General features: G+C 53.8%; 11 protein-coding genes. 8 read left to right on the top strand and 3 right to left on the bottom strand.

What is annotated here, in order from left to right:
* Positions 1–316 precede the first annotated feature (316 nt).
* Positions 317–1,903: a TerC family protein gene (locus KGP17_RS08970; protein ID WP_071680823.1), complete on the top strand. Its 1,587-nt coding sequence runs from the start codon at positions 317–319 to the stop codon at positions 1,901–1,903.
* A 68-nt stretch (positions 1,904–1,971) separates the two neighbouring features.
* Here KGP17_RS08970 and dcuC read toward each other — a convergent pair whose 3' ends face one another.
* Positions 1,972–3,330, bottom strand: a complete 1,359-nt coding sequence (gene dcuC, locus KGP17_RS08965; protein WP_094982915.1) for an anaerobic C4-dicarboxylate transporter DcuC — start codon at positions 3,328–3,330, stop codon at positions 1,972–1,974.
* A 566-nt stretch (positions 3,331–3,896) separates the two neighbouring features.
* Between dcuC and KGP17_RS08960 the strand changes: the two genes are divergently transcribed.
* The 7 genes from KGP17_RS08960 to araD all read left to right on the top strand — a co-directional run bounded on the left by KGP17_RS08960 (position 3,897) and on the right by araD (position 11,727).
* Positions 3,897–4,964, top strand: coding sequence for a zinc-binding dehydrogenase (locus tag KGP17_RS08960; RefSeq protein WP_059200315.1), 1,068 nt, complete (start codon positions 3,897–3,899; stop codon positions 4,962–4,964).
* Between the two features lie 133 nt (positions 4,965–5,097).
* Positions 5,098–6,015, top strand: coding sequence for an ABC transporter substrate-binding protein (locus KGP17_RS08955; protein ID WP_021180599.1), 918 nt, complete (start codon positions 5,098–5,100; stop codon positions 6,013–6,015).
* 186 nt (positions 6,016–6,201) lie between these two features.
* Positions 6,202–7,692, top strand: coding sequence for a sugar ABC transporter ATP-binding protein (locus KGP17_RS08950; protein ID WP_021805042.1), 1,491 nt, complete (start codon positions 6,202–6,204; stop codon positions 7,690–7,692).
* Positions 7,689–8,678, top strand: coding sequence for an ABC transporter permease (locus KGP17_RS08945; protein WP_021805043.1), 990 nt, complete (start codon positions 7,689–7,691; stop codon positions 8,676–8,678). The genes KGP17_RS08950 and KGP17_RS08945 overlap by 4 nt, the downstream gene beginning before the upstream one ends.
* A gap of 16 nt (positions 8,679–8,694) precedes the next feature.
* Positions 8,695–10,185, top strand: a complete 1,491-nt coding sequence (locus tag KGP17_RS08940; RefSeq protein WP_223499186.1) for an FGGY-family carbohydrate kinase — start codon at positions 8,695–8,697, stop codon at positions 10,183–10,185.
* On the top strand, positions 10,172–11,041 hold the full coding sequence (locus tag KGP17_RS08935; protein WP_166734589.1) for an L-ribulose-5-phosphate 3-epimerase: 870 nt from the start codon (positions 10,172–10,174) through the stop codon (positions 11,039–11,041). Before KGP17_RS08940 ends, KGP17_RS08935 begins: the two co-directional genes overlap by 14 nt.
* Complete coding sequence (araD, locus tag KGP17_RS08930) at positions 11,035–11,727, top strand: L-ribulose-5-phosphate 4-epimerase (protein WP_021805046.1); 693 nt, start codon at positions 11,035–11,037, stop codon at positions 11,725–11,727. The genes KGP17_RS08935 and araD overlap by 7 nt, the downstream gene beginning before the upstream one ends.
* A gap of 208 nt (positions 11,728–11,935) precedes the next feature.
* On the opposite strand, the gene KGP17_RS08925 is transcribed toward araD, so the two are convergent.
* Together KGP17_RS08925 and asmA are read right to left on the bottom strand one after the other, a co-directional pair.
* On the bottom strand, positions 11,936–12,940 hold the full coding sequence (locus KGP17_RS08925; protein ID WP_059200312.1) for a LacI family DNA-binding transcriptional regulator: 1,005 nt from the start codon (positions 12,938–12,940) through the stop codon (positions 11,936–11,938).
* Between the two features lie 154 nt (positions 12,941–13,094).
* Positions 13,095–14,936, bottom strand: coding sequence for an outer membrane assembly protein AsmA (gene asmA, locus KGP17_RS08920; RefSeq protein WP_223499185.1), 1,842 nt, complete (start codon positions 14,934–14,936; stop codon positions 13,095–13,097).
* Positions 14,937–14,957: the final 21 nt, after the last annotated feature.

Genomic DNA, 14,957 nt, shown 5'->3' with positions numbered 1-14,957 from the left:
GTCTTAGTGGCTGCATTAAGACCTTTTCAGAATAAGACTACTAGGGATACTCGATTTTTAAGATTTTACTCGTTTAGCTAATTTACAACAAATTGATTATAAAGATAATTATCTAAGTGCAGGATTTATAAGCAGCTATTTGTTCCCTGTTTTCTGCTATCAGCCCCCTTATTGACCAGATCCTGACGCTGTTTAATTATTCTACTGGCATAGATTACCCGCACCTCGTGCGGATTTAGTGTTGAAATCCCCTCCCTCAGCGTCCATCATTCTCAAAGCGGCATAAGCCGTCGAACTAAAAGGTGAAATTAGGCGTATGGAATGGATCGCAGATCCAACAATTTGGGCCGGCTTGGCCACCCTGGTTGTACTGGAAATCGTACTGGGCATTGACAACCTGATCTTTATCGCCATTTTGGCGGAGAAATTACCTAAGAAACAACGTGATAAAGCCCGCATTGTCGGTCTTTTACTGGCGCTGGTGATGCGCCTGTTGCTGCTGGCCTCGATATCCTGGCTAGCCACCCTGACCAAACCGCTGTTTGTGGCCATGGGGCACGCTTTCAGTGGCCGCGACCTGATAATGCTGGTCGGGGGTATCTTCCTGCTGTTTAAAGCTACTATGGAGCTGAACGAGCGGCTGGAGGGTAAAGACGAGGAACACCATGGGACACGCAAAGGTGCGCGTTTCTGGCCAGTGGTCGCGCAGATTGTGGTACTGGATGCCGTCTTCTCGCTGGATTCGGTGATCACCGCAGTCGGGATGGTCGATCATTTGGCCGTGATGATGATCGCGGTGTGTATCGCCATTGGTTTGATGTTGCTGGCCAGCAAACCGCTCACGCGCTTTGTGAATGCTCATCCCACCATTGTTATTCTGTGTCTCAGCTTCTTGCTGATGATTGGTTTCAGCCTGGTGGCCGAAGGCTTTGGCTATGCGATTCCGAAGGGCTATCTCTACGCAGCGATCGGTTTCTCGGTGATGATCGAAGCCTTGAACCAGTTTGCCCAGTTTAACCGCCGCCGTTTCCTTTCCAAGGTGCGGCCTTTGCGTGAGCGTACCGCAGAAGCCGTATTGCGCATGTTAAGCGGCAAGCATGAAGAGGCCGAGATCGACAGCCATTCGGCACATCTGCTGGCAGACAGCTATAACGAGAATGGTGAAATCTTCAACCAGCAGGAACGCCATATGATCGAGCGGGTGCTGGGCATGGCACAGCGTACCGTCAGCAGTATCATGACTTCGCGGCACGATGTGGAATACCTTGGGCTTAACGGCCCGCTGGATAAATTGACGCAGCTGTTGGAGAAAAACCAGCATACGCGCATCGTGGTAACCGAAAATAGCGCCAGCGATGAGCCATTAGGGGTGATCCACACCATTGATGTGCTGAAACAACAGTTGCAGCAATCACCGCTGGATCTGCGGGCCTTGGTGCGCCAGCCGCTGATCTTCCCGGAACAGTTAACGCTGCTGTCTGCGTTGGAGCAGTTCCGCCAGGCCAAAACCCACTTTGCGTTTGTGGTGGATGAGTTTGGTTCGGTCGAAGGGGTGGTGACGTTAACCGACGTGATGGAAACCATCGCCGGTAATCTGCCTGAGGCCGATGAAGAGGTGGATGCACGCCATGATATCCAGCAAACCAGCGAAGGTTGCTGGATTGCCAATGGCCATATGCCGCTGGAAGATCTGGTGCTGTATGTGCCACTGCCGATAGAAGAAAAGCGGGAATATCATACCTTGGCAGGCTTGCTGATGGAGCATTGCCAGCGCATTCCACGCGAAGGTGAGCAACTGAAGATTGGCGACTATCTGTTTGAACCGTTGGAAATCAGTAGCCACCGCATCGTGAAGGTGAAGATCACGCCGTTAGTGACACCTAACGAAGAGGACGAAGAGTAAATCTTTACTGGGCACCCACTTGAGGTGCCCAGCATTGATGTCAAACGGGCACAGCATGCCTACATAGCTTACAGGTGCACTGGCACCAGCAACTCCGTCGCCACAATCACCACCACCAGCCCGACAATCACCGGTACCGAGGTACGTTTCACTACTTCGAACGGTGAGATTTTTGCCATACCAGAAACCGCTACCACTACGCCAGAAACCGGCGAGAGCGTACGGCCCAGGTTGGAAGCTTGCAGCATCGGGATCACCAGGTAAGCCGGGTTAACCCCCATCTGTGCCGCCAGTTTCGGGATCAGCTCAACAAACGCATAGAACGGCGCATTACCAGAGCCGGTCGTCATCGCCGCCAGCATGGTGATCACCACCAGCACCAACATCATGATGATACCGCCGGTACCAAACGACTGTGCCAGGCTGATCAAGCCGCTGATGAAGCCAACGGTGCTCAAGCCTTGGGCAAACACCCCAGCTGCCACCAACAGCATCACCACGCTGGCAAACGCATCGGCCATGCCACGGTAAGCCACTTCTAAACCGGCGAACACCGTTTTGGCGTTGAAGCTACGGATAAACTCGATCACCGCAGCCATGAACATACAAATCACCAATACGGTAATGATGTGCAGCTCCGGCCCCCATTTACCATCAAAGACCAGTACCCCCAGGATCGGGGTAAACGGCAAGATGGCGTAAAAACCGGGCGCATTGGTAGTGATTTCACTCACGTCCATGATGTGGTGCTGTTCGTTGGCTTTACGGTCGAGATAGCGTTGCCAGAAGAAGTGGGCAATCGCCATACAGATAATGGCAGCGATAGAGATCGGCAGCGTGGTTTTGAAGGCGAAATCCACCAGCGGCATTTCGGCCGCCTTGGCGGCCAGCACCACATCACCCGAAGTAGGCGAAAGGATAATGGCTGCAGGAGAAGCACAGATAGCTGCCGCCGCACCGCGGCTGATCCCCACGTTAACCATCAGCGGGAACAGCGTTGCCATCAATAGCACGCCAAGCCCTGTCGCCGAAGAGACGGCCAGTGACATCAGGCAGGCAACAAAGTAGGCCGCAATCATCAGTAAATAGGGGGAATTGATCATCTGCAATGGACGGGACGCCAGCTTGACCACCACGTCATTGGCGCCAATGTGCGTCATGTAAGCGGCGAAGCCACACAGCATCATGATCATCATGCCGAGATCGCCACCGCGGCTCATCAGCAGGATTTTGACATATTCGAAAATATCGGTGGCGCGCCACCCGGTCGACGTCGCACTCGCGGGCAGCAGATTTTTGCCCATAAAGGCACTCACCGCCAGCAGCACCAGGCCGCCAACCATTAACACCCCAGTGGCAGAATAGCCCTTGATGATGTAACGGCCAACGAACACCGCTACCAAGGCTCCAATCAGAAGTTCCATTATTATTCCTCGATTTAATTATTTTACTTCAGCTCATCGCCCGATAGCAGCCGATTGACGCCACACTCTGCCGAAAAGCACTACAAGATATTATGACATTCATCAATGTTACAGGGGGAAACTATCAACAAATCGTGAAATTCCCAGCCAGGTCGCTTTGGCGATAACCTTCCACCGGGCGGGTAGATGTCGGAAGCCGCAGCCAGACAGCCCAGAGCAAGCAAACTGACCATCAAACAGGAAAATAATTGATTTAATTTCAATAAATTAAATGACTCATCTCTCCCCTATCTTACATACAGCCGACATAACATTGTGATCATGATCTGAATTTGTAGAATCTTTACGTCAGATGTTAACGATGTGTGAGTTTGATCAAACAAATGTTTTCTCCAGTTTGGTTATATGATCGCCAATGTTCACGTTGTCATTTTCAGTAAAGAGTTTAACTTTATTATCAACATCATGAAAAATATAACTTAAATAAATATTAACCTTTTTATTTCCCTAAAAATGACAACGTCAACATTGGTTTCGTATCGCTATCTAGCATGATAATGGAGAGGAAAATGAGTCAGTTACCCGAAAAGATGAGCGCGGTGGTTTGCCATGGCCCGCAGGATTACCGGTTTGAACAAGTCCCTACCCCGCTACCTAAAGCCAAAGAGTTGGTGATCAAGGTCGAAGGCTGCGGGATCTGTGCCGGCGATTGTAAATGTAAAAACGGTGCCCAGATGTTTTGGGGTGAAAACCCTTGGGTAAAACCGCCGGTCGTGCCCGGCCACGAATTTTACGGCCGTATTGTTGCCATGGGAGAAGGTACAGAGCAGAAGTACAAGATCGGCGAACGCGTCATTGCCGAGCAGATCGTGCCTTGCTGGGAGTGCCGTTACTGTAAGTCCGGCAGCTATTGGATGTGTGAGACGCACAATATCTACGGCTTCCAAAAGGATGTGGCCGAGGGGGGAATGTCGGAATACATGCGTTTTTCCGCCAACGCCATCGTGCACAAGATCCCGGAAAGCCTCAGCCATGAAGATGCCGTGCTGATCGAGCCGATGGCCTGCGCCATCCACACCGTTGCCCGTGGGGATATCCAGCTAGACGACGTCGTAGTGCTGGCCGGTGCCGGGCCGTTGGGTCTGTGTATGGTGCAAGTTGCCAAGCTGAAGACGCCGAAAAAGCTGATCGTGATCGATGCCATCGACGAGCGCTTGGAGCTGGCAAAAGCCTTCGGTGCCGACGTAGTCATCAACCCGCTCAAGGAAGATGCCGATAAAATCGTCAAGGCGTTAACCGGCGGCTACGGTTGTGATGTTTACATCGAAGCAACCGGCGCACCGATTGGGGTTACCCAAGGATTGCAGATGATCCGTAAGCTCGGCCGCTTTGTCGAGTTCAGCGTGTTTGGCAAGGAAACCACCGTTGACTGGTCAATCATCGGCGATCGCAAAGAATTGGATATTCGCGGTGCGCACCTGGCACCTTACAGCTATGAAATTGCCATCGATCTTTTTGAACGCGGTCTGGTGACCTCCAAAGGCGTGGTGACCCACAGCTATTCATTAAAAGAATGGGATCAGGCATTCGCCCTGGCCGATTCAACGGATTCCATCAAGGTTATTTTAGTTCCTTAATATTGAGTGATTAGTTTTAAGCAAACAATAATAACGCCCTTTGATGGCGAGGCCGACTTCTGGCCGATAACGACCTAATTATTATAAATAACACTGAAAGAAAAATACCGCCCCTACAACAGGAGAATAAACTATGTTTTCATTATTCAAGAAAACCTTACCCGTGATGCTCGCCGGCGGCATGCTGCTGGCCAGCCAATCGGCATTAGCCAAACAGATCACCATTGGCGTTTCATTCCAGGAAATGAATAACGACTATTTTGTCTCCATGAAACAGGCATTAGAGCAGGCCGCCGGTGATATTGGTGCCAAACTGTATATTGCAGATGCCCATCATGACGTCTCAAAGCAGATTAATGATGTGGAAGATATGCTGCAAAAGAAAGTCGATATTTTACTGATTAACCCGACAGATTCGGTTGGCGTGCAGTCGGCGGTGATCTCGGCCCACAAGGCCGGAGCGGTGGTCGTGGCGATCGATGCCCAGGCCGAAGGCCCGTTGGACTCCTTTGTCGGTTCGGAAAACTATGATGCCGGTTTCCAGGCAGGTGAATACCTGGCCAAATCCCTGGGCAACAAAGGCAAAGTGGCGATCCTGGACGGTATCCCGGTGGTGCCGATCCTGGAACGCGTCCGTGGTTTTGAAGACGCCATTAAAAAGCACCCGGAAATGAAGATTGTCACCAAGCAGAACGGTAAGCAAGAGCGTGATACCGCACTGACTGTGACCGAAAACATGCTGCAATCTACTCCCGACCTGGCCGGTATCTTTAGCGTCAACGACGTAGGTGCCCTGGGCGCATTGGCAGCCATTGAGAGTAACGGTGCCAAGGTCAAATTGGTCAGCGTCGATGGCCAGCCTGAAGCGATTAAGGAGATCCTGAAACCGAACTCACCGTTTATCGCCACCTCCGCGCAGTTCCCACGCGACCAGGCACGTATTGCCTTGGGGATTGCTCTGGCCCGCTACTGGGGTGCCAACGTACCAAGCACCATTCCGGTGAAAGTGAAGCTGATCGACAGCAGCAACGCCAAAGGCTTTAGCTGGTAAATGCCCGGCCTCGAGTTTGATGACCACGCGGCAATGCTGCTGAATGTGTAGTTTGCCTCAAACCAACTCATTGATTATCAAAGCGGGCGCAGAATACGGCGCCCCTACAACACAACGAGCCGGTTGAGGTTTGTACCCGACCTATTGATTTCGCAACGGTAGGTATAAAACCCGGAGGAGTTAACCGTGACGGCGTTATTAGAATTAAAACAGATCAAGAAGTCCTTTCCGGGCGTGAAGGCGTTGGACGGTATTGACCTCACCATTCAACACGGCCAAATACACGCCTTGCTTGGGGAAAACGGAGCCGGTAAATCGACGTTGGTGAAAATCCTGTGTGGTATTCACCAACCGGATTCTGGCGAAATAATCATGGAGGGCACCAGCCGCCAGTTTGATAATTATCGGCAGGCCATTAACGCCGGAGTGGGGATCATATTTCAGGAATTCTCGCTTATTCCTTATATGAACGCCCTGGACAATATTTTCCTCAATCGGGAAATCAAGAACCGCTGGGGATTATTAGACCGTAAAGCCATGCGAAAAAAAGCCGAGGCTATTTTCAAACGGCTGACGGTGAATATCGATCTGGATTGCCCAGTGGCGCAGCTGAGCGTGGCGCAGCAACAGTTTGTCGAGATTGCCAAGGCGCTGTCGCTCGACGCACGCGTACTGGTGCTGGATGAGCCTACCGCCACCTTGACGCCGGGAGAAGCCGATCACCTGTTCAGCGTCATGAACGATTTGAAACTGCTGGGCGTCGGCATGATTTTCATCTCGCACCACCTGGATGAAATCTTCACCATCTGCGACCAGATCACCGTCTTGCGCGACGGCACCTATGTGCAAACGCTGCCCACGGCCGATACCAACGTGGATGAACTGGTGAAGCTGATGGTCGGGCGCAAAATCGAAAATGCCTTCCCGGTGAAATCGCACCCTGTCGATACCTCGGTTCGCCTGCTGGAAGCCAGCATTCAGCGCACCAAGCATCAGCAGGAAGATCGCTTCCACCTGTTCAAAGGCGAGATCCTGGGATTTGCCGGATTAGTGGGCTCGGGCCGTACAGAGACAGTCTCCGCATTGATCGGTGCCAGCGCCTGCTATCGCAAGCAGGTCACCCTTGGCGGGCAACCAACCACCCTGCGGAACCCGGCTTTGGCATTGAAGCAAGGCATTGGCCTGCTGCCGGAAAGCCGTAAAACCGAGGGGCTGGTGCTGCCCTTTTCCGTGGCACAGAACATCACCCTCAACCGCCATGAGCGGTTCGGCAAGATATTCGTTAACGCCCGCAAGGACGACGATATCGTTCAGCGCCTGATCCGCGCGGTAGGCGTGAAAACCCCGGACGCGGATACCGCCGTCAGCACCCTGAGCGGCGGCAACCAGCAAAAAGTGGTCATTGCCCGCTGGCTGAACAATGACTGCAACATCCTTATTTTTGATGAGCCTACCCGTGGCATTGACGTCGGCGCCAAATCCGAAATCTATCAGCTGATGCAACAGCTCACGCAGAAAGGCATTTCTATCATCATGATTTCATCCGAGTTACCGGAAATCATCGGCGTTTGCGATCGCGTGCTGGTGTTCCGTGGCGGCCACATTGTTGCCGAATTGGCAGGGGATGAAATCGAGTCTCATAACATCATGCTTCATGCAACCGGGAGTGCATTATGATCGGAATTGAACAATCCCCACCTACCCACGCGGCCCAGAAGCAGAGCCTCGGCAAGCGCTGGGAGAAGTTGCTGCACCACCCCGCGATGCTGCCTTTTATCGGCTTCGCCATTCTGTTCCTGCTGATGAGCGGGCTTAATGACAGCTTCCTGACGGTCAACAACCTGACCAACGTAGCACGCCAGGTGTCGATCAACGCCATTATTGCGGTGGGCATGACCTGCGCAATCCTGACTGGGGGCATCGATCTCTCGGTCGGGCCGGTGATGGCACTGTCCGGTTCCATTGCGGCTGGCTTGATGCTGGGAGGGATCCCTATTCCTCTGGCGATGGTCGCCGCGTTGGCGATCGGCGCCCTGTTTGGCCTGGCCAACGGCGCCTGCATTGCCTATCTGCGCATGCCACCGATTATCGTCACCCTGGCCTCAATGGGTATCGCCCGTGGTTTGGCACTGCTGTACACCGGCGGCTACCCGATTTCTGGCTTGCCGGACATGTTCTCCTTCTTTGGCCGCGGTTCCGTACTGGGTATTCAAGTACCGGTGCTGATCATGGTTGGCGTTTATATTCTGGCCTACCTGATGCTTAACCATCTGCCGTTTGGCCGCTATGTCTACGCCATTGGCGGCAACGAAGAGGCCGCGCGCCTGAGCGGTATTCGCGTACCTCGCTACAAAGTCCTGGTGTATGTGGTGAGCGGGACAACAGCCGCACTGGCTGGGTTGGTACTCACCTCACGCCTGATGAGCGGGCAACCCAACGCCGGTGAAGGTTTTGAACTGGATGCCATCGCCGCCGTAGTGCTTGGTGGGGCCGCCATCTCCGGTGGCAGAGGCGCCATTATCGGCACGCTGGTCGGCGCCATGATGCTTGGCGTACTGAATAACGGCCTCAACCTGATGAGCGTATCGCCTTACATCCAGAACGTGGTCAAGGGTGGCATTATCCTCGCCGCTATCTACCTCAGTTCCAGCCGCCGCAAATAAGCTAGGGAGAACCGATATGGGATATTTTCTGGGCATTGATATTGGCGGCACGCTGATCAAGGCAGGTCTATACCGGGCTAACGGTGAGGAAATTGCCGTAGCGGAGTGTGATGGGGAAACCGTTTCCCCGCAGCCCAATTTCTCTGAGCGCGAGATGGAGGTTTTGTGGTGTGACCTTTGCCAAACCATTCGCCAGGTACTCAGCATCGCGGATATAACCGGCGAGCGAGTGCGTGGCGTGAGCTTCTCATCACACGGCAAAGGGCTATATGCCATTGATAAAAAGGGCCAGCCGGTCCGCAACGGCATTGTTTCTTCGGATACTCGTGCCGGGGCGATGGTGGTTGAGTTACAGCAGCAAGGTATCGAAGCCGTCACCTACCCGCGTAGCCTGCAACCCATCTGGAACAGCCATCCGGCAGTACTGTTACGTTGGTTGAAACAGCATGAGCCCGCGCAATATGAGGCGATTGATCGGGTGCTGATGGCCCATGACTACCTGCGCTTTCGCCTGACGGGTGAAGCGACGGCGGAGATCACCAACATCTCCGGCAGCAACCTGTTCAACCAGCAAACGGCCGACTACGACCCAGTATTGATGGCAGCTTTCGGCATTGAGGAAGTGGCCGATAAAACCGCGCCGCTGCTAGGTTCCGCCGAGCTTGCCGGGCAAGTGACCGCCACTGCCGCCGCCCAGTGCGGATTACCCGCAGGAACGGCGGTTTATGGCGGCCTGTTTGATGTGGTTGGTGCGGCCTTATGCTCAGGAGTGGTCGACGATCGCACCCTGAGTGCCGTGGCGGGTACCTGGTCGATCGCCACCTGTGTAACGGAGGACCTCCTCCCCTCCTCCCATCCCTTTGCCTGGGGGCGTTATTGCATGGAGGGCCGCTATTTTGTTCACGAAGGCAGCCCAACCTCGGCGAGTAATCTGGCCTGGTTCTTACGGCAGTTTTGCGACAACGACCATCAGCGCTATGCGCAGTTTAACCGTTGGGTACAAGAACGCAGCAAGCAACCGAGCGACATCACATTCCTGCCCTATCTGTTCGGCTCCAACCTCGGTAGCAATCTGCCGGGCGGGCTGATTGGCCTGAGCGGGCACCATGACATGGCCGATATCGTGCACGCGATCTATCAGGGCATCGTGTTCTCTCATCTGGTTCATCAGGATCGCCTCGTGGCGCTAAATCCCCGCGTAGAGCGTATTCGCATGACCGGCGGCCCCACGCAGTCCGACGTCTGGATGCAGATGTTTGCCAACGCCGGTAATTTGCCGCTGGAGGTGGTGGACATCCAGCAAAGCGGCTGCCGGGCTGCGGCGATCTGTGCCGCCGTTGGCGCCGGGGAATACAGCAGCTTTACCGAGGCCGTGCAGGTCATTCAACCTGAAGTCCACACCTATTATCCCGAGGCGGCGGCTAACCGACGCTTACGCGATCGCTTTGCGGGCTACCTGAATATCGCCCAAGCATTAAATGAGGCTAACCAGCATGCAAACCACTAATACCGTCTCACTTGGGCTGTACGAAAAAGCCTTGCCAGCGGATCTTGATTGGGCACAACGCCTGGGTATCGCCAGCGAGTTGGGTTTCCAGTTTATGGAGATCTCCATTGATGAGCAGCCGGAACGTCAGCAGCGCCTGGACTGGGATCGTCAGCAGCGGCTGGCACTGATCAACGCTCGTTTTGACAGCGGTATCACGGTGCCCAGCATGTGTTTATCCGCCCATCGTCGTTATCCGTTTGGCAGCCATGATGCCGCCATCCGCCAGCAGGCGCGCACGTTGATGGAAAAGGCGTTGGATTTCGCCGTCGACGTCGGGATCAGGAATATTCAGCTAGCGGGGTATGACGTCTATTACGAAACTGCCGATCGCCATACGCGCCAGCGGTTTATCGAAGGTATGCAATGGGCGGTAGAGCTGGCGGCCAAGGCACAGGTGATGCTGTCCGTGGAGATCATGGATACCACCTTTATCAACAGCATCAGCAAATGGCGCGAGTTTGCCCGGCAGATTGCAAGCCCGTGGTTTACCGTCTATCCCGATATCGGCAACCTCAGCGCCTGGGGCAATGACGTCGATTTTGAGCTGGAGCAAGGCATCGACAAGATCACCGCCATCCATTTAAAAGATACCTTACCGGTGCTGCCTGGCACCACAGGGCAATTCCGCGATGTGCCTTTCGGCAGCGGCTGCGTGGACTTTGCCCATACGTTTGGCGTGTTAAAACGGCTCAACTATCGCGGCCCATTCCTGCTGGAAATGTGGACGCGCAACGATGGTCAGGATATCCAACATATCACCCAGGCCAAGAGCTGGATCGAGCAGCAGATGAAACAGGGAGGCATCACATGTTAAGCGAGTTGAAGCAGCAGGTTTTGGCGGCCAATCTCAGCCTGCCGGGTTATGGTTTGGTGACCTTTACCTGGGGTAACGTGTCGGCGATCGATCGCCAACAGGGGCTGGTGGTGATCAAACCTTCGGGGATCGCCTATGAGGTGATGACGGTAGACGATCTGGTGGTGGTGGATTTGGACGGTGTGATCCAGGAAGGGCAGCGTAAACCGTCTTCGGATACCGATACCCATTTGGCGCTGTATCGCGCCTTTCCCGAGATTGGCGGCATCGTCCATACCCACAGCCGTAATGCCACCATCTGGGCACAGGCTGGCCAGGCGATCCCGGCTCTGGGCACCACCCATGCCGACTATTTTTATGGTGACATTCCCTGTACCCGCCCCATGCGTGAGGACGAGATTGCTGGCGACTATGAGCGGGAAACCGGCCAGGTGATTATCGAGACGTTCCAACAGACGAAGCGCGATCCGCAACAGGTGCCGGGGGTGTTGGTCTATTCTCATGGGCCGTTCGCCTGGGGAAAAACGGCGGCGGATGCGGTGCATAATGCGGTGGTGATGGAGGAAGTGGCGGCAATGGCGATGGCCACGCGGCAATTGACTCCGACGATCCCGCCCATGCAACCCGCGCTGTTGGATAAGCACTTTTTACGCAAGCACGGTAAAAATGCTTACTACGGGCAGTAACAGGATGCGATTAGCCTGATAATTCAGATAATGACCCCTCACCCTAACCCTCTCCCACAGGGAGAGGGGACCGATCGAGTTCGTTGATTGCCCTGAGTAAGACCTTGCCTTTCTTGTTTTTACTCCCTACTTTCCGAAGCTACGCGGGCTACGTATGTGCACCGTACAGCTCCCTCTCCCTGTGGGAGAGGGTTGGGGTGAGGGGCCATCACTCGACAAGCAACATCCCGGTAAAAAATTCCCGTCTTAATGGTTGATCGCTGTGATTATTTTTAATCGCATTAAACAATAACTCCGCCGCGATTTCCCCTAACACCTGCGTATCGTGATAAACCCCGGCAATATGCTGCCCATAATCCCGCGCCTTGGGCGGTTCATCGATCGAGAAGAATTTCACCCGATGGTAAATACCCAGCTGATGGCATAAAGAAATAGCACCCAGCGTGATAATACCGTTGAGGCCCACGATATAATCCGGCTGATGCCGTTCATCGGCAAGATATTCTTTCACCCGTGCCTCTTGTGAAATAAAATCATAGTCGCCATTGATAATGGTGATTTTACTCCCCTTCTCCTCCAGAGCATCAATAATCCCCTGGGTTCGCGCCAAGGTAATTTCCGAGTCGGCCGGACCACCCAGGATCAGGATATTACTTTCCGGCTGCTCGGCCAGATATTTCCCGGCCAGTTTGCCAATCTCTTGGTTGTTGAGGAAAACGCCACTAAGCTGTTGATTATAAATGTCCCTGTCGATCAGGATCAGCGGAGTGTGATAGCGTTCGGCCTGATCAAGGTAGGCGGGTTGATAGTGCCGATCGTCGCGTACGGCAGAGAGCAAGATGCCCCGAGCCTTATAACCGAACAGCGCCTGTACCGCCTGCATTTCAGCTTCTTCACTGCCGTCGGTATCAAACAGCATAATCTGATAGCCCTGCATGCGGGCAATACGCGATACGGTTTGGATCAGGTTGGAATAAAAAGGGTTATACATGCTACTGGTAACAATGCCGATAATTTGGCTGCTGCTTTTCTTTAATCCCTGAGCGAAAGCATTGGGAACATAATTAAGCTCTTTGGCAATAGCGTGAATTTTCTCGAGCGTTTCAGACTTGACCAGTTCGGGTTTATTAAAAGCACGGGAGACAGTGATATTGGTCACGTTGGCTCGGCGGGCAATATCCACAATGGTGGCATTAGAATTCGCTTTTGACACCGTCAATCCTTGCTTTATTCATTAACAGATCCCTTATTGTAGGGAAGCCATCAGCAGTATGCCAGATGAATATCAAAGGTATTGATTTTGTCGTCCGGGGGGCAAACCCGCGCTCATCCAACCTAAAGAGAGCGCGGGCAGTGTTTGATAAGGTTTACAGCTTATCGAGCAGTTTTTTCAGATCCTGGCCATCCTGGGACCCTTTATTCTTCTCCGCCCACTTGTTCAAGGCGTCTTTGGCACGATCCTGCAGCTTTTTACGCAATAGCTGATCGACCTGCAGTTGATAATTGAGCTGATCCCAAGGGCCATAGACGCGCAGAGGGATCGGCGTTTCGCGCAGTTGTGCGATTAACGCATTGTTGCCCTGCCAACCTCCCGTGACCAGAACGTTCATGGTTAAATCGCACTGTTTGCCAGGCATATTGAGCGTACCGCTGCCGGTCAGGTTCATCACCGGTGATTCTGCCTGTAACTCGCTGAGCGTGATCTGCCCCTTGCTCAAGCTGGCCTTGGCGCTCATTTGTTGCACCGCGGTGTAGCGCTGGTTGTTATCCTCACCACGCACGCTACTGTCATTACGCGCCACGGCTTGCTGGATAAGCTGTTGAATATTCAGGCCATGAAGCTGCGCATTCTGCATGGACAACTCCGCCGTTCCTTGCCAACGATGTTCGAAAGCCTTGGCATTGAGGCGGTCGCCGCTCAAATCGCCCTGCATGTTGAACGTGCCGGTCAGCGCCAATGGCATGTCGAAGGCCTTGAGTACCTCGCCCAGCTCAATGTGCCGTAACTGCGGCTGCAGTTTAATCAGCGGCTTATCAGTTCGCGCATCCATCGAACCAGGCAGGGAGAAATCACCGCCGGCCAACTTACCAGACAGCGTACCCACCGTCATTAATCCCTGTTGGTTGCTTGCCTGCACCGCCAACTGACTAATCAACATCCCACGGTAGGTAACCTGGTCCGCCTTCAGCTTGAGCTGTGCGTTGAAGTCACGTAACACCTGTAAATTCTGTTGTGGATCGTCCGCCTGATTGGCGATTACCGGGGATGCGGTCACCGGCTGCGGTAGCTTCTCCTCATCAGGGGTTTTTGTCTGCCAGCCCGAGAGCGCATCCAGATTGAGTTGTGTGGCACTGAGATCCAGGGTGTAAGCAGGCACGGGGCCGAACTGCGCGCTAGCACTCCCCGTCAACTGGCTATCATTGGCACTGAGCATCAGTTGGCTCAAGACAATCTGCTGCGAAGCCTGCTGATAAACCGCCTGTACGCTCCCTTCCCCCTTGATGGCACCGGCAAGAATATCTGCGCCCTCAAGCTGGTAGCTAAACTGCGTGACCTGTGCACCTATCTGGCGGGGAAACTGTTGTAGATCGAGATTAGCCGCCAGGTTGAAGCTCAGATCGCGTTGGTCGCGATTCACCCGACTGGAAAGCTCGATCTGCGCCTGATGCTTTTCATTTTGCTGCAGGGTTAAATTGATATCGCGAACGTTAATCTGCTCGTTGTTGGCTCGTTGCCAGATCAGCAGGCTGTCCACCACCCGCAGGTTGTCGATATCAAATTTCCACAGGGATCCCGAGCCATCATCCGCCTGGTTACCACCGGGGGCGATAGGGGCATCGGGCTGGTTTTGCTCTGCGCTGTCGGGGGTCAGGCGGATAACGGCATTTTTCAGCATCACCTGCTTAACGTAAAGCTGGTGGGAAAGGAGCGGCAGCAGTTTGACATCCAGACGCATATTATCTGCGCTGACCGCCGGAGCCGCTGCCCCTGGCGCCGTCAGCGTCATTCGCCCGGCAAGAATGCTCAACTGTGGCCAGACGTGCCAACGAAGGTCGCCTTCCAGCGTCAGATGATAGCCACTGCTCTGCTCAACCTTCTTGATCATATAGCCGCGGAAATCATTCGGATTAACCAACAGCACCAAGGCAGACATCCCCGCCACCAGCACCACCAGCAAAATCACCAAAGTCGTCAGTAGTCTTCTCATGCCATCCTCGTGTCAGCGTAA

This window comes from Serratia sp. JSRIV001, from assembly GCF_019968745.1.
Classification (GTDB): Bacteria; Pseudomonadota; Gammaproteobacteria; order Enterobacterales; family Enterobacteriaceae; genus Chania; species Chania fonticola_B.
Note: the sequence above shows the minus strand (reverse complement) of the source record. Positions and strands in the feature narration are given on the sequence as shown.